The 17,455-nt window shown below is 41.3% G+C and carries 19 protein-coding genes and 1 pseudogene; 17 read left to right on the top strand and 3 right to left on the bottom strand.

Features of this window, described 5'->3' with window-relative positions:
* The first annotated feature begins 103 nt into the window (after nucleotides 1-103).
* From ACN6OV_RS08575 to der, 14 genes and pseudogenes are all read left to right on the top strand, one after another.
* Entirely contained in the window at nucleotides 104-1,501 is a 1,398-nt protein-coding gene (locus ACN6OV_RS08575; RefSeq protein WP_427951974.1) for a methylenetetrahydrofolate reductase C-terminal domain-containing protein, read from the top strand.
* A gap of 206 nt (nucleotides 1,502-1,707) precedes the next feature.
* Nucleotides 1,708-2,290, top strand: a pseudogene (locus ACN6OV_RS08580) (transposase); the annotation flags it as partial.
* Between the two features lie 167 nt (nucleotides 2,291-2,457).
* Nucleotides 2,458-2,586 carry a hypothetical protein gene (locus ACN6OV_RS08585; protein ID WP_427951976.1) on the top strand — a complete coding sequence of 43 codons (129 nt, stop codon included), beginning with the start codon at nucleotides 2,458-2,460 and terminating at the stop codon, nucleotides 2,584-2,586.
* Nucleotides 2,587-2,804: 218 nt separating this feature from the next.
* A complete protein-coding gene (locus ACN6OV_RS08590) occupies nucleotides 2,805-3,356 on the top strand; it encodes a phosphatase PAP2 family protein (RefSeq protein ID WP_427951979.1) in 552 nt (183 codons plus the stop codon).
* 123 nt (nucleotides 3,357-3,479) lie between these two features.
* On the top strand, nucleotides 3,480-3,680 hold the full coding sequence (iscX, locus tag ACN6OV_RS08595; RefSeq protein WP_078189615.1) for a Fe-S cluster assembly protein IscX: 201 nt from the start codon (nucleotides 3,480-3,482) through the stop codon (nucleotides 3,678-3,680).
* Between the two features lie 108 nt (nucleotides 3,681-3,788).
* Entirely contained in the window at nucleotides 3,789-4,220 is a 432-nt protein-coding gene (ndk, locus tag ACN6OV_RS08600) for a nucleoside-diphosphate kinase (RefSeq protein WP_004647460.1), read from the top strand.
* A 124-nt stretch (nucleotides 4,221-4,344) separates the two neighbouring features.
* Nucleotides 4,345-5,580, top strand: coding sequence for a 23S rRNA (adenine(2503)-C(2))-methyltransferase RlmN (gene rlmN / locus ACN6OV_RS08605; RefSeq protein ID WP_427951983.1), 1,236 nt, complete (start codon nucleotides 4,345-4,347; stop codon nucleotides 5,578-5,580).
* Nucleotides 5,581-5,649: 69 nt separating this feature from the next.
* Entirely contained in the window at nucleotides 5,650-6,399 is a 750-nt protein-coding gene (gene pilW, locus ACN6OV_RS08610) for a type IV pilus biogenesis/stability protein PilW (RefSeq protein WP_427952058.1), read from the top strand.
* Complete coding sequence (locus ACN6OV_RS08615) at nucleotides 6,390-7,184, top strand: helix-turn-helix domain-containing protein (protein ID WP_427951986.1); 795 nt, start codon at nucleotides 6,390-6,392, stop codon at nucleotides 7,182-7,184. Before pilW ends, ACN6OV_RS08615 begins: the two co-directional genes overlap by 10 nt.
* A gap of 23 nt (nucleotides 7,185-7,207) precedes the next feature.
* Nucleotides 7,208-8,329, top strand: a complete 1,122-nt coding sequence (ispG, locus tag ACN6OV_RS08620) for a flavodoxin-dependent (E)-4-hydroxy-3-methylbut-2-enyl-diphosphate synthase (protein WP_427951989.1) — start codon at nucleotides 7,208-7,210, stop codon at nucleotides 8,327-8,329.
* A 3-nt stretch (nucleotides 8,330-8,332) separates the two neighbouring features.
* Nucleotides 8,333-9,628 (top strand): histidine--tRNA ligase, encoded by a 1,296-nt coding sequence (hisS, locus tag ACN6OV_RS08625; protein WP_427951992.1) that lies wholly within the window; start codon nucleotides 8,333-8,335, stop codon nucleotides 9,626-9,628.
* 30 nt (nucleotides 9,629-9,658) lie between these two features.
* On the top strand, nucleotides 9,659-10,357 hold the full coding sequence (locus ACN6OV_RS08630; protein ID WP_427951995.1) for a YfgM family protein: 699 nt from the start codon (nucleotides 9,659-9,661) through the stop codon (nucleotides 10,355-10,357).
* A complete protein-coding gene (gene bamB / locus ACN6OV_RS08635) occupies nucleotides 10,354-11,499 on the top strand; it encodes an outer membrane protein assembly factor BamB (RefSeq protein WP_427951998.1) in 1,146 nt (381 codons plus the stop codon). Before ACN6OV_RS08630 ends, bamB begins: the two co-directional genes overlap by 4 nt.
* Before the next feature lie 174 nt (nucleotides 11,500-11,673).
* The gene (gene der, locus ACN6OV_RS08640; RefSeq protein WP_427952001.1) at nucleotides 11,674-13,083 is read left to right on the top strand and encodes a ribosome biogenesis GTPase Der; all 1,410 of its coding nucleotides are present in this window, start codon (nucleotides 11,674-11,676) and stop codon (nucleotides 13,081-13,083) included.
* A gap of 72 nt (nucleotides 13,084-13,155) precedes the next feature.
* Here the strand turns inward: der and ACN6OV_RS08645 are convergent, their stop codons facing one another.
* Nucleotides 13,156-13,725, bottom strand: a complete 570-nt coding sequence (locus ACN6OV_RS08645) for a hypothetical protein (RefSeq protein ID WP_427952004.1) — start codon at nucleotides 13,723-13,725, stop codon at nucleotides 13,156-13,158.
* A gap of 243 nt (nucleotides 13,726-13,968) precedes the next feature.
* On the opposite strand from ACN6OV_RS08645, the gene ACN6OV_RS08650 reads away from it, so the two are divergent.
* Nucleotides 13,969-14,616, top strand: a complete 648-nt coding sequence (locus tag ACN6OV_RS08650; protein WP_427952007.1) for a 4'-phosphopantetheinyl transferase family protein — start codon at nucleotides 13,969-13,971, stop codon at nucleotides 14,614-14,616.
* A 118-nt stretch (nucleotides 14,617-14,734) separates the two neighbouring features.
* Here ACN6OV_RS08650 and ACN6OV_RS08655 read toward each other — a convergent pair whose 3' ends face one another.
* Together ACN6OV_RS08655 and ACN6OV_RS08660 are read right to left on the bottom strand one after the other, a co-directional pair.
* The gene (locus tag ACN6OV_RS08655; RefSeq protein WP_427952010.1) at nucleotides 14,735-15,154 is read right to left on the bottom strand and encodes a hypothetical protein; all 420 of its coding nucleotides are present in this window, start codon (nucleotides 15,152-15,154) and stop codon (nucleotides 14,735-14,737) included.
* Between the two features lie 164 nt (nucleotides 15,155-15,318).
* On the bottom strand, nucleotides 15,319-16,095 hold the full coding sequence (locus ACN6OV_RS08660; protein ID WP_427952013.1) for an SDR family oxidoreductase: 777 nt from the start codon (nucleotides 16,093-16,095) through the stop codon (nucleotides 15,319-15,321).
* Between the two features lie 102 nt (nucleotides 16,096-16,197).
* Here ACN6OV_RS08660 and mazG point away from each other — a divergent pair, with 102 nt between their 5' ends.
* On the top strand, nucleotides 16,198-16,992 hold the full coding sequence (gene mazG / locus ACN6OV_RS08665) for a nucleoside triphosphate pyrophosphohydrolase (protein WP_427952060.1): 795 nt from the start codon (nucleotides 16,198-16,200) through the stop codon (nucleotides 16,990-16,992).
* On the top strand, nucleotides 16,970-17,398 hold the full coding sequence (locus tag ACN6OV_RS08670) for a ComEA family DNA-binding protein (protein WP_427952016.1): 429 nt from the start codon (nucleotides 16,970-16,972) through the stop codon (nucleotides 17,396-17,398). The genes mazG and ACN6OV_RS08670 overlap by 23 nt, the downstream gene beginning before the upstream one ends.
* The last annotated feature ends 57 nt before the right edge of the window (nucleotides 17,399-17,455 follow it).

Consider the following 17,455-nt stretch of genomic DNA (forward strand, 5'->3'; position numbering starts at 1 on the left):
AATGTCTGGCGTGTAACACATACAATTTATCTTTTGCTATGAATAATTTATAATTTTATAAACTTTAGTGCAGTTTGCACCTCTTATCTCTCCCGATTTTGCTATGTCTCTATTTTCTCAATATTTAATCCAACGCCAGTTTTGTATCTCTTTTGAGTACCTTACAACTGCAAAGCCTCAGCCTGTGCCCACGACATTTGCAGGTTTTCCAACTTGTATGACTTTAGCAGATCGTGTGCAAACGGATACCGATCCTGCACCGATAGACATGATGTCAACATATCCTGAGCAAGCAGAAAAAATCCTGCATTATTCAGGTAAAGGACGAGATATTGCCGATTTTGAACGGTTTTTAGTAACGGCACAGCAACAGGGCATACAAAATTTATTGTTACTTTCAGGCGATAAGCTGAAACAGCATAACGATGGTGCAGAAAATCTAGCCTTGCGCAGTCGCTATTTAGAATCGGTGAATCAGGTGATTGCCGCGAAACAACATGGTGGTTTTTATCTTGGGGTGGCGTTTAACCCCTTTAAATATGCTGAAGCGGAGCGTGATGCACAGTACTACAAATTACAGAAAAAAATTCAAGCAGGGGCTAATTTTGTCATTACCCAATTGGGTTTTGATGTAGAGGCACTTAGTCGCTCTCAGCAATTCATGCAACTGCATTATCCTCGGATTCCAGTGATGGTCTGTGTTATGCCGCTGACTTTTGCCCGCGCACGTTTTATGAAAAAACAAAAAGTTGCAGGTATTGTGCTTACTTCCTCGATGTTGAATTTTCTAGAAAATGAACAACAGTTCAATGCCGTGCAAGCAGAACAAAATGTTTACGCACGCTGTGCCTTACAAATTTTAATTTGTCGTCATTTAGGTTATGCTGGGATTCATCTGTCAGCATGTCATAAACCTGAAGAGCAGGAAAAGCTACAACAGGCGATTGTAAAATATGCAGGCTTAAGTCTGGCTGAATGCCGTTTGCGTTGTGATGAACTTTGGCAAACAATATCTACGCTAGATTTTCAACCAGAAGGTGCAAACGACCACGCAGCGCCTCGTGAGCAGGTACTGAAATATAAAAGTATGCATATGATGCATGAACTATTTTTTAGCTCAAAAGTGGCCAAAGGTGTAGGTGGCTTGGTTTTTTCATCCAAAATCTGGAATCGCCCCAAAGCTGATCAAGCCTTACTTTCAACCGAATTTATCACCAAACACGGGATTGTTGGCTGTGAAAGTTGTGGACAATGTCGCTTGGGGGAAACCTTGTATATTTGCCCTGAAACTTGTCCCAAAGGTTTGGCCAATGGCCCATGTGGTGGTTCAAGTCTAGACCGTTGCGAATTTGGTGATCGCGAATGTATACATTCGGTGAAAGCTCGATTGGCGAAAAGTGTGGGGCAGGTCAACGTGCTAAAACACGAGCTCATTCCGACAGTGGCTATCGAAACACGTCAAACCAGTTCATGGAAAAATTGGTTTAGCTCAAAATCTTAAAGCTTTTGAGCTAAATTTTTGCCCATATCATCATTTGAGTATCGGTTGATGAAATAAGTCAGGTCTGAAAATTAATCAATAAATAACCCTATAAGTTAGACGAATAATCGTATAAATAAATGCAAAAAATCCGATAAGCACCTAATATCATAGGACTTACGCATTGACAGTATTAAAAAACAATAAATAAGCTGTCTAACATCTAAGTGATCAGAAAAACTAAACATGTTTCAACAGCCCAATGTAATTTACCCATCTATATGGGATTTCTCATGACGGAACCACATTCTATAAGTGGTACGCAACTTGCAGATACCTATCAAATCTCTCACGACAGCGAGAATCATTTCTTAGAACGTGAAAATTACTGTCCACAAAGTTTATATAATAATGCTATACAATGCATTGATAATAATAAACTTGTTATTATTATTTTAGATGATGCTGTATTAGGTAAACCTTATAGTCAACATATAGATTTAATCGGTCTTTCTGGTCTAGTAAACACCCTCGTTCAGTGAAAGACATCAATCTCATTACACTTTATGCGATAGATCTGCAGGGTAAAAATGTGCCTATAAATTTCAGAATTTATGACAAATCTGAAAATAAAACCAAGAATGATTACTTTATAGATATGTTAAATGAGGTTCTTCAATGGGGGCAGACATCCGATTTATTACTGGAGATAGTGGGTACTCATCAACTGAAAATCTAAAAACCGTAAGAAATCATGGTATTGGATTTATGTTGGGTATCGACAGTCACCGCAAGGTATCCTTTGAAAAATTGGTCTTTGCAAGTTAGGTAGAAACCTTTGGTAATGTTGTATTAGAAGCCATGGTCAGTGATTTGCCTGTTATCGCCTATGATGCTGTTTGCGCAGGTCAGCATGTGCGTGATGGATATCCGGTTGGCTGAATCCAATTGGGTGTACTGACCTACTGATTCTCCACATGCAGCAATTACCATCGCGTGTGCGTTTACGTGAAATGGGACGTGAAGCAGCATTGGATGCAGTAAAAATAGGTTGGCAACATCCTGTGCAGCAGTTTGAGCAAGCACTTTATGCTGTTGTGGATTAAGCCATATTGGCCTAACTGAAATTCAATGTGTGGTTTTGATTCATCCTTTTGAGATATATTCACATAACTGTCATCACAACATCATCTTGCTGTCAGAAACAATTTCTACACTTAGATTTAGATAAAAAAGGTGAAAATAGTGGCGGTAAACATAATAACGTTAAAAATGAGCTAAACCCCACCACAGTCAGTTTGCGATTGTAGACAGGAGATGAGCGATGAGTTTTAAAAATGCAAAAACAAGAATACTTCATTTAGATTTAAGAGGCTGTATTTACCTGAATCATTTTTCTCGCCAGCAGGCTATTGCCCAGTTTTTTAAAATGATCAGTCGATTAGGTGATGGGGTCTTTTGGTGTGTGATGCTGGCAGCAGTATGGTTTTTGCAAGGAATTGCCTATAGTTTTCAGATTGTTTATGTCTTGCTAGGTGGTTCAGTCGGCACAACTTTATATAAAATACTGAAAAAGAAAACGGTACGACCACGACCCTATCAAGTGCATCAAGTGATTCATTTGGGGGAGCGACCTTTGGATCATTTTAGTTTTCCTTCAGGTCATACTTTACATGCCGTGATGGCAACAACGGTACTGGGCTTTATCCAACCTGTATTATTAGTTTTAATGTTGCCATTCACTTTGTTGGTGGCACTGTCTCGAATGATTTTGGGTTTACATTATCCGAGTGATGTTGCGGTCGGAGCAGTCATTGGTGCAAGTGTGGGCTGTGGGATTATTGCATGCGCCCCCATGCTTGGTATGGTTTTATAAAGAGCAAAAGTTTCATAGGCGTTAGATAAATCTGGTCATAAAAAATAAAAAACTGTTTTGACGTTGAATTCACAAAATTTGTTAAAGTAACGCATCATTTTTTATTCGATGTTAGGAAGACCCATGGGTTTACGCTGGACAGATACTATCGATATCGCAATTGAGCTCTATGAAGCTCATCCTGATGTTGATCCGCAATGGATTCGTTTTACCGACCTACATGCATGGGTTTGTGCATTGCCTAATTTCACCGATGATCCTGAAAAGTCGACTGAAGGTCTGCTTGAAGGAATCCAGATGGCTTGGATTGACGAGGCAAGTTGATCCTTCGATCAAAAAAAGCAACTTTTTTACATTGCAAAAGCAGAAAATAGCGCATTATTCGGTATAATGCGGCAAAATTTCACGTCAAATTGACTTAAGGAGCCAATCATGGCTATTGAACGTACTTTATCTATCGTTAAACCAGACGCAGTTGCTAAAAACCACATCGGCGACATCTTTGCTCGTTTCGAAAAAGCGGGTCTTCAAATTGTTGCAACTAAAATGAAACACTTGACTCAAGCTGAAGCTGAAGGCTTCTACGCTGAGCACAAAGAACGTGGTTTCTTTGCTGACCTCGTTGCATTCATGACTTCTGGTCCAGTTGTTGTTTCAGTACTTGAAGGTGAAAACGCAGTTCTTGCTCACCGTGATATCCTTGGCGCAACGAATCCTAAAGAAGCTGCTCCTGGTACAATCCGTGCAGACTTCGCTGTAAGCATCGACGAAAACGCTGCTCACGGTTCTGACTCTGTAGCGTCTGCTGATCGTGAAGTTAACTACTTCTTCGCTCAAACTGAGATCGCACCACGTACTCGTTAATACGAAGTATTCAAACCAGATAAGTGGTATACTGCTTGTCTGGTTTTTTTATTCTCTGAATAATTTTTCAGCTCAAATACTGAGCATCTCCTTTTATCTTTAGACATGGTTTAGGTAATTACACATGAGTACTGAAGTCGTCGCTACATCAGCTGTATCTGATGCGCAGCAACCATCTCCATCCGCTCCGACACAGCACAGTACTGTAGAAAAAGTGAATTTACTGGGCATGTCACGTCCGCAAATGGAAAAATTCTTCGAAGATATGGGTGAGAAGAAATTCCGTGCAGGGCAGGTGATGAAATGGATTCACCAGTTCTTTGTGACAGATTTTGCTGAGATGACTAATATCTCAGGCAAATTGCGCGAAAAATTGGAAAAGATTTGTGAAATTAAAGCGCCAGAAGTGGTGCATAAAAACTATTCTAAAGACGGCACGCGTAAGTGGGTGTTCCGTGTTGGTGATGGTGCGGGTTCATTGGTTGAAACGGTGCTGATTCCGGCTGAAGACAAAACGGGTGCACGTAAGACCTTGTGTATTTCCTCACAAGTGGGCTGTGCTCTCGACTGTTCATTCTGCTCGACAGGGAAACAAGGTTTTCAACGTGACTTAAGCCAAGCTGAAATCATTGGACAGCTTTGGATGGCAAACTTCTCTTATATGGAAGATGTGCCAGTGGCGGAGCGTGAGCGTTCAGTGACCAACGTGGTGATGATGGGTATGGGCGAGCCATTACTCAACTACGATGCAGTATTGAATTCCATGCGTATCATGCTTGATGACTTTGCCTATGGTATGTCTAAACGCCGCGTGACGCTGTCAACGTCAGGCGTGGTGCCGAAAATTGACCAATTGGCCCAAGATATTGATGTCGCTTTGGCAATTTCACTGCATGCGCCAAATGATGAGTTACGCAACGAGTTGGTGCCGATCAATAAAAAATATCCATTGGAACAACTCATTGCTGCGTGCCAACGTTATATTGCCAAAGATGGTAATGAAAGTTCGCGTAAACATGTGACGATTGAATATGTGATGTTGGATGGTGTGAACGACCACCCTGAACATGCACAGCAAATGTTAAAGTTGTTGAAAAACTTGCCAAGCAAAATTAATTTAATTCCATTTAACCCATTTCCGCATGCGCCATATGGCCGTTCTAGCCGTAACCGCATTATTTCTTTCCAAAAAACTTTGTCTGATGCCGGTTTTGTGTGTACGATTCGTCAAACACGTGGCGATGATATTGATGCTGCGTGTGGTCAACTCGTGGGGCAAGTTGCTGACCGTACTCGTCGTGCGGAGCAATGGAAAAAGAAAGTAGCGCAGCAAAATGAGATTCTGCGCTCACAGGGATAATAAAGAGGCAGCCAATTGAAAAAGTTAACGTTAAAGTTCGCTTTCGTTTCATCTTTATGTGCATCAGTTTTGGCATTAACTGCGTGTCAAACACCAGATGTAGGCAAGAAAGACCCAGAAAAAGCCGTAAAGATTCGGACACAATTGGCTGTTGAACATTTAAAGTCAGGGGATTTAGATGCTGCAAAACGTGCATTAGATCAGGCGCTTGAGGTGAATTCACGCGATTCACAAGCCAATATGATGATGGGCGTATTACTGCAACAAGAAGGCAGTAAAGAAAATATGGAAAAAGCAGATAGTTATTTTAAACGAGCGATTTCTGCAGATCCAAAAAATTCTCAAGCGCGTAACAACTACGGTACGTATTTATACCAAGTTGAGCGCTATAATGACGCCATTGAACAGTTGAGCATTGCAGGTTCTACCCTGGGTTATGACCAACGTTCAAGAGCATTGGAAAACTTAGGTCGAATTTACTTGAAAGTTGGTGATGTTGCGAATGCTGAAAAATCATTCAAACAAGCCCTTCAGGCCAATCGTGATTCCTATGTTTCAATGTTAGAGTTGTCTGAAATTTTTTATTTGAATCAGCAACTCCCTGCTGCGACACAAATGTATGAACAATTTGTTCGATCAGTAGGTCAAAAAAATCAGGGTGCGCGCGCACTTTGGATTGGCATTCGAATAGCGCGTGCCAATGGCGACAATTTGGGTATGCAGGTACTGGTGAACCAGATGCGTGCGTTGTTCCCGGAAAGTCCTGAATACCAACGTTATTTGCAATTACAGTACAGTACTGAGGCCGTATGGAAGTAAATCCTAATTCACCGCAATCGAATGGTTCGAGCGTAGCTCCAAATGCATTAGGAAATGTACAACGCCCAGGTGAGTATTTACGTCAAGTACGTATTACTCAAAAACTGGAACTTGAAGCTGTCGCAGCGGAACTGAAAATTCCAGTAAAAACGCTGACCGCACTTGAGCAAGATGACTACAAATCTTTGCCTGAAGCCACCTTTATTAAAGGCTACTATCGTACCTATGCGAAATTTCTCAAGGTCGATGCCACCAATATTATTCAACGTTTTGATGATATTTATGCCAATGACACAGGTCTATTGCCGAATCACGCCTTAAATAATTCACCCATTAAAATTATGGGTAAATTGCCGGGTTCAAACCGTGACCGTAATCGTAAATGGATGAAGCGCGGTCTGATTGCATTGGCTGTAATTATTGTCATTGGTTTGCTTGTTGCATTGGTACAAGGTCTGTCGTCGAGTAGTAGTAATGATGAAACAGTCACTACCGATTCTAGTGCAGAAGTTCAGGTACTGGATATGAATGGTGGTAATGCTGCGATCAGCGGTGATCAACTGACATTGACTTTTAATCGTCCGACTTCGGTGCATATTGTGGATTCAACTGGAAAAGTGTTGGCAACAGGTCGTCAGGCATCTACATTAAATCTAAATGGTGAAACACCTTTCCAAATTCGTTTGGATGATGCTGAAGCCGTGTCACTCAGCTTAAATAATGAAAATATTTCATTGTCACCATATACCGTAAACGGCAAAGCTGATTTCCGCTTATCACGTTAAGGGACAACAGAGTCGACTGAATCATGATTGAAAATCCAATTAAGCGCCGTCCAACTCGCAAAATTAAAGTAGGTTCGGTTTATGTCGGTGGTGATGCGCCGATTAGCATCCAAAGTATGACCAATACAGAAACCTGTGATGTGGATGCAACCGTTGCACAGATTCAACGCTGTGCAGATGTTGGCGCAGACATTATGCGTGTTTCTGTGCCAACGATGGAAGCGGCTGAAGCATTTGGTGAAATTCGTAAACGTGTGCAAGTGCCATTAGTTGCTGATATTCACTTCGACTATAAAATTGCGCTGCGTGTTGCAGATTTGGGTGCAGATTGCTTGCGTATTAACCCGGGAAATATTGGTTCTGAAGCCAAAATTCGTGAAGTGGTGGCAGCAGCACGTCATAATGATATTTCCATGCGTATTGGGGTCAATGCTGGCTCACTGGAAAAAGATATTCAGAAAAAATATGGCGAGCCGACGGGTCAAGCTTTGCTTGAATCGGCAATGCGTCATATTGATATCTTGGACCGTTTGGATTTTCACGAATTTAAAGTATCCGTTAAAGCATCGAATGTGTTTTTAACCATGGATGCGTACCGTTTGCTGTCTGCACAAATTGATAATCCATTACATTTGGGTGTGACCGAAGCCGGTGTTTACCGCACAGGTTCAGTCAAATCTGCAATTGCTTTGGGTGGTTTGTTGATGGAAGGCATTGGTGACACCATGCGTATTTCATTGGCAGCTGAGCCAGAAGAAGAAGTGAAGATCGGTTTTGATATTTTAAAATCACTTGGTCTCCGTTCGAATGGCATTAACTTTATTGCCTGCCCAAGTTGTTCACGTCAAGAGTTTAACGTGATTAAAGTGATGCAAACCTTGGAAGAGCGTCTGGAAGATGTTCGTGTACCCATGGATGTTTCAGTCATTGGTTGTAAAGTGAATGGTCCGGGTGAAGCCAAAGAAGCCGATATCGGTGTTGTGGGTGCAAGTCCACGTTCACTGGTATATCGTAATGGTGATAAAAGTCATTTAATTGACACAAATCAATTGGTTGATGAAATCGAAACAATGGTTCGTCAACGTGTTAAAGAGCTTGAAAAAGCTAAATCTAAAGAGATTATTCGCACAGGTTTTTCTGAGTAGATCATGAGTTCAATCGTCGCAATCAAAGGTTTTAATGACATTCTTCCTACGCAAACCCCTGCATGGAGACGTCTAGAACAGCATCTATCGAGTTTGATGGATGCTTACGGCTATCAACAAATCCGCTTGCCGATTGTGGAGCAGACACATCTGTTCAAACGCTCTATTGGTGATGCTACAGATATTGTTGAAAAAGAAATGTACACCTTCTTAGACAAAGGTAATCCACCGGAGTCTTTGACTTTGCGTCCGGAAGGAACTGCAGGCTGTGTACGTGCCATGCTTGAGCATAACTTGCTACGTGGTGCAACACCGCGCGTATGGTATATCGGACCGATGTTCCGTTATGAAAAACCGCAAAAAGGCCGTTATCGTCAGTTCCACCAATTTGGTGTGGAAACCTTTGGTGTGGCGACACCAGATCAAGATGCTGAACTGATTTTGATGACTGCGCGTCTGTGGAAACGCATGGGTGTTGCAGATAAAGTTCAACTTGAACTGAACACTTTGGGTGAGTCGGAAGAACGTGCCGCTTATCGTGCTGCATTGGTTGATTTTTTGGAATCACATAAAGCTGATTTGGATGAAGATTCACAGCGCCGTTTAACGACCAATCCACTGCGTATTTTAGATTCTAAAGACGAAAAAACCCAAGCAATTTTGGAAAATGCGCCAAAACTTCACGATTTTATGGGTGAAGAAACTTTGGCACATTTTGCACAGTTACAGCAGTACCTAACTGAAGCCGGTATTGGTTTTGTGATTAACCAAAAACTGGTTCGAGGTCTGGATTACTACAACAAGACCGTATTTGAATGGACTACTACTCATTTGGGCTCACAAGGTACAGTGTGTGCCGGTGGTCGCTATGACGGTCTCGTGGGGCAATTGAAAGGCAAAGCTGATCAATCTGTACCGGCTGTTGGTTTTGCCATGGGGATGGAGCGTTTACTTCTTTTGCTTGAACAAGTGGAAGACAATACACCTGTACGTGATTGTGAACTGTTCTTGGTCTCAGATCCTGCAACTCAAGGCAAAGCCTTGGTGCTTGCTGAGCAAATCCGTGATCAACTTGAAGCTGCGGGTAGCCGTATACGCTTGAAAGTAGGTTCACAAGGTTCAATGAAGTCACAAATGAAAAAGGCCGATCAAGCAGGTGCTTTGTTTGCAGTCATTTATGGCGAGCGTGAGCAAGCAGTAGCTCAAGTATTGGTGAAAGAACTTGCAATTGCTGAACAACATGAAGTGAATGTTGCAGACTTTGTTCATTTCATTATTGATAAAATTTCTTCAAAATAAGTCATATAACATAAGGAAAAGGGTAGTTTCATGAGCGCATTGAGTGATGAAGAACAACTTGATAATTTAAAATCGTTTGCTAAAAAATATGGCTCTGCCATCGTTAGCGGCATTTTAATTGCGTTAATTGCCTTTTTCGGATGGGAATACTGGCAGAAGAAAACTTTGGCTGAATCTCAAATGGAAACAGCCAAAGTTCAGCAATTGATGGATGATGCACAATCGGTTACAGGAGATGCTTTCACACAACTTTCTGCAACTGCAGATAAAATTATGAAAGAAGCACCTGATTCGCCACAAGCCATTCAAACTCAGTTGCTCATGGCAAAATTGGCGTATGATAAAGCGGATTATGCTAGTGCAGAAAAAGCTTTAAAGAAAGTTGAAAACTCAAAAGTAGACGACACAGGCTTGCTGCAACTGGTGAAATTACGTTTGGCTTATTCACAATTGGCTCAGAAGAAATTTGATGAAGCCCTGAAAACTCTAGATGCAGTGAGAGATCCTGCATTTAAAGCAACTGCGGATGAAGCACGTGGCGACATCTATGTTGCAAAAAATGATACTGAAAATGCAAAAAAAGCTTATCAAAGTGCATGGAATAACTTGGTTGAGCGACAAGAAGAACGTCAAATTTTACAAATTAAACTCGAAAGTGTCGGCGTTTTAGTTGATGATCCTGAAATTGAACGTCCAATTATAGATACACAAGTGGAAGCAGCTGAATGAATAGAAAATACAAAATTACCTGTGCGCTGACAGTTTTAACACTTGCTTTGACGGGTTGTGCCAGCAAAGGAAAAGTAGAAAAAGTAAAACCAAATCCATTGCCTAAATTATCACAGGCAAAAACATTGGCGGCTGTATTTTCAAGCAGTGTTGCTTCAACTGAAGAAGCCGATCCATTACGTTTACGTATGGATGTCGATAATGGTGTGATTTTTACCATCAATCCGAATGGTGAAGTGCAAGCGTACAAAGGTAAAGACCGCTTGTGGCAAACTAAAGTTTCAAAGCAGGGCTTAAGTGCCGGTGTTGAAGCAGCAGATGGGATTGTGGTTGTTGGTAATGCCAAAGGTCAGCTTTTTGCTTTAGATCAAGCAACTGGTGAGCAAAAATGGGTGGTGCAATTATCTGGTGCGCTACTTTCACCATCACTGATTCAAGCCGGTCGTGTGATTTCTGTGACCAATGATGGCACGGTCTATGCGAACGATGTTGCAACAGGCCAGCAAACGTGGACTTATAGTTTGCCGAATGTACAATTCAGCTTACGTGGTATGGCTGCACCTGTGGCACTCGATGCGCGTCATGTGCTGATTGCTTCATCAAATGCCTATATTTATGTCATTGATGCGCTTAGTGGTATTCCGAAAATGCAGCGCCGCGTTGCGGTGTCGGATGGTCGCTCTGATATTCAACGTCTGATTGATATTGATGGCGAACCAACGGTTGCAGGTCAATTCTTAATTACTACCAGCTATCAAGGTCAGGTCACTGCACTGGATTTAGCCAGTCAGCAAGTGATTTGGAGCAATGATGCGAGTAGCATTCAACGCCCTGAAGTTGTGGGTAATGGTGTGTTTGTTGCGCAAACAGATGGTAAAATCGTGGCTTATGAAATTACCACAGGTCAAAAACTGTGGGAAAATGATCAGTTACTCAATCGCCAGTTGAGTAATCCTGTCATGCTCGGTCAAGAGCTTGTGGTGGGTGATTTAGATGGTGTATTACACCTCATTAATCCAGCCACAGGTGAGCTTGTTGGTCGTTCAAAAACCAGTGGCGAAGTTCGCTCATTACGTGTCATTGACAACCAGCTGTATGTCTCGACTCGTAAGGGCGCTTTAAGTATTTGGCAGAACCGTTAAATTTTCTGCGGCTTATGTTAAAATAAGCCAAACCGTATTTTTGAACGCGGGGGATTGAATATTCAATGCCCCGTGTTTTTATTTATTTTAGGTATTTATCCTATTTCCCTTCTTCCTGTGCTTTCTGATGTTCAGACCAGACCAAACTGGCTGATCTTGAATAAAGGTTAATCTATGAAACCCGTAATTGCGCTCATTGGTCGTCCGAACGTCGGAAAATCAACGTTGTTTAACCAGATTACCAAGAGCCGTGATGCTCTCGTTGCTGACTTTGCTGGTCTGACTCGTGACCGTAAATACGGTGATGCGACCTATCAAAATAAATCCTTTATTGTTGTTGATACTGGTGGTATTGGCGAAACAGAAGGTGGTATTGACTCTTACATGGCAGAGCAATCAAAAACTGCCATTCATGAAGCAGATATTATTGTCTTTGTGGTTGATGCGCGCGCTGGTTTGTTAGCATCGGATGAGCAAATTGCACGTGACTTACGTACCTTAGGTAAAAAAGTCTTCCTTGTTGCCAACAAAGTCGATGGTGTACACGCCGAAGCGGCATTGGTTGAATTTTTCAAGTTGGGTATGGGTGAGCCGCTACAAGTTGCAGCGAGTCACGGCCGCGGTGTTCAGCAAATGCTTGAAGACGTGTTGGCAGATGTACCAGAAGACGAAAGTGCTGAACAGCATGATAAAGACACCGGTTTACGTCTTGCGATTATTGGTCGTCCAAACGTGGGTAAATCAACTTTGGTCAACCGTTTGCTCGGTGAAGACCGTGTTGTGGCATTTGACCAACCGGGGACTACACGTGACTCGATTTATATTCCGTTTGAACGTGATGGTCGTAAATACACTTTAATTGATACAGCCGGTGTTCGTCGTAAAGGTAAAGTTGATGAAATGATTGAGAAATTCTCAATTGTGAAAACTTTACAAGCGATGAAAGATGCACACGTGGTGGTGATTGTGGTCGATGCCCGTGATGGTATTGTTGAGCAAGATTTACATTTAATCGGCTATGCACTTGAAGCAGGCCGTGCCATGGTGATTGCGATCAACAAATGGGATAACATGTCTGAGTATGATCGCAAACAATGTAAATTGGATGTGGATCGTCGCTTTGACTTTATTCCTTGGGCGAAAATTCATCTGATTTCTGCATTGCATGGAACAGGTGTTGGTGATCTTTATCCTTCGATTCACCGTGCGTATGACTCATCACATTTGAAAGTGTCTCCTGCGAAAATCACTCAAATTCTGAATGATGCAACAGATGCACATCAACCGCCAATGGTGCAAGGTCGTCGTATTAAAATGCGTTATGCACACATGGGCGGACAAAATCCACCAACTATTGTGATTCATGGTAACAAAGTGGATAAAACGCCAGCGGATTATCGTCGTTATTTAGAAAACGTGTTCCGTAAAGTCTATAAGCTTGAAGGTACACCCGTCAAAATTGAATTTAAAACTTCAGATAACCCATTTGAAGGGCGTAAATCGCAAATTGATGAACGTACTGCAGCACGTAAACGCCGTTATGTGCAGAAATTCAAGAAAGCTGAGAAAAAATTTAAGCGTTAAGTTTTAAATACCTATTTCAATAAAGAGGCCCATCAGAAGATGGGCTTTTTTATTTTCTTAGTCAAGCCAGACTTAGATTTTACATTTTTTCGCACTTTGATAAATTTTAATATTGTCGATGTTGGCTTGTGCAACTTCAGCCGCCTGTTGTGCGCTGGCTGTATTGGTTTGGGTGTTATTCGTGCCTGCAAAAGCATTTACGAATTGTCCCATGCGTCCAGCAGTTTCAGATTGGCCTGCGAAAGCAGAAAGAGCATTACCCGCTAAGCCTGCCCATTTTGACATTTGGTTATTTTGTTGAACGCTTACTTGAGTGGCTACTGCATTTGAGGCTTCAAGTGTACGTTCGAAAGTCTTACGTTCTACCGCAAGGTCAGTGCAATCCAAGGTTTTTAAATAACCTGTGCTATACACACTGTTATTTGTGTTGCTGGCTGGATTGGCATTTGCAGCATAAGCACGATCTGCTTGAGCTACAGCATAAGCTGCTTCTTCACGACTTTGATTCATGCGCGCTTCAGCTTGATCCATAATGGCACCATTTTTTGCACCCATGACCGCGACTGCAGCATCTAGCAAGCCTGCTTGTGAGCTGAGTGAAATCATACAAATGGCGCAAGCTGTAGCCGTTTTCTTAAACATTGAAAAATTCCCCTATATAAATTAAACAAGCAAAAAACAATTAGAGTATTTTATCTAAAATTTATTATTTTAAAAATAACTATTTGAAAATTAATTAAATATTAAATAATTCTAAATAATGGTGCATAATCCTCAACTTGAATTTAACGACAAATTAAGTGCGATAAAAACAAATTAAGATGCGCTGTAGTAAACTCAAATGTAAATATATAGATGTCGTAAACAGTGCGGAGATGGCCAACGATGGCAAAGATACAACTAGAATTGGCGGCATTGTCTAAAATTATCCCTGAGCCATCCACGACTTTAAGTCGCACAGCGCAGGTTGCAGAAAAAAGGGCCTTGATCTATCAATTTCGGAATCAGTTGCTTGGGCAGCAGTTAAAGGTAAATCTACAAAATACCGATTTTGCCAAAACAGAGTATGGGAAACCGTATTTAATTGATTATCCTAATTTTCATTTTAATCATAGTCATAGTCAACAACATTATGTATTGGCAACGAGTGAAAAAATTGCCCATTTGGGGGTGGATATTGAGGATTTGCAACGTCGAGTTCGATTTGAGTCATTGGCATTACATGCCTTTCATCCGGAAGAGTTGAAAAATTGGCAGTTAGAAAATCAAGATTCTGCTTATTGGTTTAAGATTTGGACCACCAAAGAAGCGGTATTAAAGGCCTCTGGTTTAGGTATTCGGCTGGATTTAAAAGACTTAAATACCCAGTGTTTGGCCGATCAAAATGGGGGAATGTGTGAACATCCCAAGTTAGGTGTATTGGCTTATCAAAATATTCAACTGCCGCATGTGATGTTGACTGTGGCTTGGCAGAGTGAACAATCCTGTAAAGGATTTAACTTTCCTCAAGTTGAATTAAAGCAATATGCGTGATGATGTTCAACGTGTGTGGACAGGGGTGTAGCTGAGCGAATTGATTTGTTTTCAACATAAAAAAACCTTGCTCTGGCTGAACAAGGTTTTTTTGAATCAGATCTAAAGCAAATTTAGATTAGATTTTGCATTTTTTAGAACCTTGGTAGATACCAATGTTGTCAATGTTTGCTTGAGCAGCAGTTTTGTTTGCTTGTTGAACTTCTAAGTTGTTTGCGTCAGAAGTATCTTGCTCACCTGCTAGGCTGTTTGCGATGTTGCTTGCACGAGCCGCTTTTTCAGAGTTACCACCGAAAGCAGAAAGTGCGCCACCCGCTAAACCAGCAAATTTACTTAAAGATTTACCTGGTGCTTGAGCAGAAGCTTGGATGTTTGCAAGGTTTTTGTCAGCAGCTTCAAGCGAGCGCTTAGCGTTTGCTTTTTCTACTGCAAGTGTTGCACAGTCCATCGCTTTTAATTCAGACGTTGCAAATTGAGTGGTTGCAAAAGCAGAAATAGAAATCGTTGTAGCAGTTGCAAGAACAAGTAATTTTTTCATGAATAATTTCACTTTTATTGTTAGAAAATAAAAACCCGAATGTTGTGGGCGGGTGAATATTATGCAAAAAAATGTATTTTGTCCTGTCAAAATGTAACTTTTGTGTAAAGTTATGTAATTTAAGTATCGGCGTTATTGCAATATTAAGTGAAAAGTCATTCGTGTTATTGCGGTTTGTGTGCAATGAATAAATTGCTTAAACGGTTCACAAACTGTGGGCTGAGTTTCGATACATTAAATAAAAATTTCGCTTTTATCCCGACAAGTGTATGAGTCGGTATCCATGGATGATCTTTGATTTGAGCTAATTTGAGGATTTGTTGAGCAACATCTTCAGGCTGAAGATTGACGCCCATTTTTTTGATACTTTGTGCATTCATGTCTTTGACCATCGCCGTTTGTACAAATAAAGGCATGACATCTAAAACGCGAATGCCATATTTTTGCCATTCAATGTCGAGGCTTTCAGTCAAGCCACGAACTGCAAATTTTGAAGTGGAATAGGTGGCTAAATCGGCTTGCCCATAGATAGCGGAAGCGGAAGACAAATTAATGACGCGCGCAAAATCAGCTTGTTTTAAATAGGGAAGCGCAGCATAACAACCATTGATCACGCCTTTGATATTAATATCGATCGTTCGATGATGCGCAGCTAAATCGGTATGTTCAAAAGGACCAGAATATAAAATTCCCGCATTATTCACTAAAATATTCAATTGCCCAGCCCACGCAGAAAAATCTTGCAATGCGGTCTGCCATTGTGCCGGATCAGTGACATCTAACAGTCCAGTTTTGGCATTTTCACCCAATTGTACTGCCAAATTTTCTACTTGAGCATGGTTAATGTCATACAACCCGACTTTATAGCCGTGTTGAATAAACAAACGCGCAATTGCTGCACCAATTCCCTGAGCAGCGCCACTGATAAAAATACTTTGCATGTTATGCTTCCTTTTATTTTTATGCTCTATCCTTGAGTCCTCTGAGCATAGCAAATTATTTTTATTTGATGGAATAAATTACTCATGAGTAAAGGTGTCAACATGGAACAATTATTGGCGGTGATGCAAGAACTTCGCAACAAATGTCCATGGGATCAAAAGCAGACACCACAAAGCTTAACGCGCTATGCGATTGAAGAAGCCTATGAGGTTGAAGCGGCGGTACGTTCAGGCAATACTGATGAAGTGCGTGATGAATTGGGTGACTTGCTTTTGCAAGTGGTGTTTCAAGCGCAAATGTACAGTGAACAAGGTGCTTTTGATTTCTCTGATGTGGTTCAAGCGATTACCGATAAATTGATTCGCCGTCATCCACATGTGTTTCAAGCAGATCAATTTGCTGCTTTAAATGCAGAGGAAGTAGCCGAATTATGGCAGCAAATTAAGCAGCAAGAAAAACAAGGTAAGCCACAGTCGCGCTTAGCGGATATTAAGCATGCACCTGCTTTAGCGCAAGCCGATGAAATTCAAAAAAATGTGGCGAAAATCGGTTTTGATTTTCCAGATGTACAAGGGGCGTATGGCAAATTAGAAGAAGAGTTAGCCGAGTTCCGTGCAGCAGTTGCAGGGCAAAATTCCGACGAAATATTTGACGAATTTGGTGATTGTTTATTTTCTCTGGTCAATGTTGGCCGTAAGATAGGCCTTTCAAGTGAAATGGCACTTTTAAGTACCATTCATAAGTTTCGAAGCCGTTTTGCCTATATTGAGCAACAGGCAGACTTACAACAAAAAAATATAGCAGACTTGTCCTTGGCTGAAATGGATCAGTTGTGGGAGCAAGCCAAACAACAATTAAAACCACAGGCGCTGTATGAACCACACCCTAAAGAATAAATACTTTACGCAACTTCTTGTCTTGGTTTTGAGTTTAATGGCAGATTTGACCTATGCTCAAAGCCCTTCGGGCTACGCTGAATGGAAAGCCATGCAACAAGCGCAGGATCAGCAACTGAAAACAGCAAAAAATGCGAAAAAACAAAATGTGCAAACACCTAATTCAGCAAATTACTATTTATCGAGGCCGACAACTGACTCGAAAAGTAGCCAAGATCGTGTACGCTTAAATTCAGCAACGGTTGAACAATTGCAAGTGTTAAGCGGTATTGGACAGAAAAAAGCCGAAGCCATAGTGGCCTATCGTCAAAAAAATGGTCTGTTTAAAAGCATCGAAGATATTCAATTGGTGAAAGGCGTGGGGCCTGCATTGTTTGCAAAAAATAAGGCAAGATTGGCATTATAGGTTAAGGCAAGACCAGAGAAATAGCTTAAGCTCATGTTCAGCATTGGGAGAATCAAA

Source organism: Acinetobacter sp., assembly GCF_050285345.1.
Taxonomy (GTDB): domain Bacteria; phylum Pseudomonadota; class Gammaproteobacteria; order Pseudomonadales; family Moraxellaceae; genus Acinetobacter.

Excerpts from the sequence above, each read along its gene's own strand:
- ACN6OV_RS08575 (WP_427951974.1), top strand. The coding sequence starts at position 104 with ATGTCTCTATTTTCTCAATATTTAATCCAACGCCAGTTTTGTATCTCT.
- ACN6OV_RS08585 (WP_427951976.1), top strand. The coding sequence starts at position 2,458 with ATGCAGCAATTACCATCGCGTGTGCGTTTACGTGAAATGGGACGTGAA.
- ACN6OV_RS08590 (WP_427951979.1), top strand. The coding sequence starts at position 2,805 with ATGAGTTTTAAAAATGCAAAAACAAGAATACTTCATTTAGATTTAAGA.
- iscX (WP_078189615.1), top strand. The coding sequence starts at position 3,480 with ATGGGTTTACGCTGGACAGATACTATCGATATCGCAATTGAGCTCTAT.
- ndk (WP_004647460.1), top strand. The coding sequence starts at position 3,789 with ATGGCTATTGAACGTACTTTATCTATCGTTAAACCAGACGCAGTTGCT.
- rlmN (WP_427951983.1), top strand. The coding sequence starts at position 4,345 with ATGAGTACTGAAGTCGTCGCTACATCAGCTGTATCTGATGCGCAGCAA.
- ACN6OV_RS08615 (WP_427951986.1), top strand. The coding sequence starts at position 6,390 with ATGGAAGTAAATCCTAATTCACCGCAATCGAATGGTTCGAGCGTAGCT.
- ispG (WP_427951989.1), top strand. The coding sequence starts at position 7,208 with ATGATTGAAAATCCAATTAAGCGCCGTCCAACTCGCAAAATTAAAGTA.
- hisS (WP_427951992.1), top strand. The coding sequence starts at position 8,333 with ATGAGTTCAATCGTCGCAATCAAAGGTTTTAATGACATTCTTCCTACG.
- ACN6OV_RS08630 (WP_427951995.1), top strand. The coding sequence starts at position 9,659 with ATGAGCGCATTGAGTGATGAAGAACAACTTGATAATTTAAAATCGTTT.
- bamB (WP_427951998.1), top strand. The coding sequence starts at position 10,354 with ATGAATAGAAAATACAAAATTACCTGTGCGCTGACAGTTTTAACACTT.
- der (WP_427952001.1), top strand. The coding sequence starts at position 11,674 with ATGAAACCCGTAATTGCGCTCATTGGTCGTCCGAACGTCGGAAAATCA.
- ACN6OV_RS08645 (WP_427952004.1), bottom strand. The coding sequence starts at position 13,725 with ATGTTTAAGAAAACGGCTACAGCTTGCGCCATTTGTATGATTTCACTC.
- ACN6OV_RS08650 (WP_427952007.1), top strand. The coding sequence starts at position 13,969 with ATGGCAAAGATACAACTAGAATTGGCGGCATTGTCTAAAATTATCCCT.
- ACN6OV_RS08655 (WP_427952010.1), bottom strand. The coding sequence starts at position 15,154 with ATGAAAAAATTACTTGTTCTTGCAACTGCTACAACGATTTCTATTTCT.
- ACN6OV_RS08660 (WP_427952013.1), bottom strand. The coding sequence starts at position 16,095 with ATGCAAAGTATTTTTATCAGTGGCGCTGCTCAGGGAATTGGTGCAGCA.
- mazG (WP_427952060.1), top strand. The coding sequence starts at position 16,198 with ATGGAACAATTATTGGCGGTGATGCAAGAACTTCGCAACAAATGTCCA.
- ACN6OV_RS08670 (WP_427952016.1), top strand. The coding sequence starts at position 16,970 with ATGAACCACACCCTAAAGAATAAATACTTTACGCAACTTCTTGTCTTG.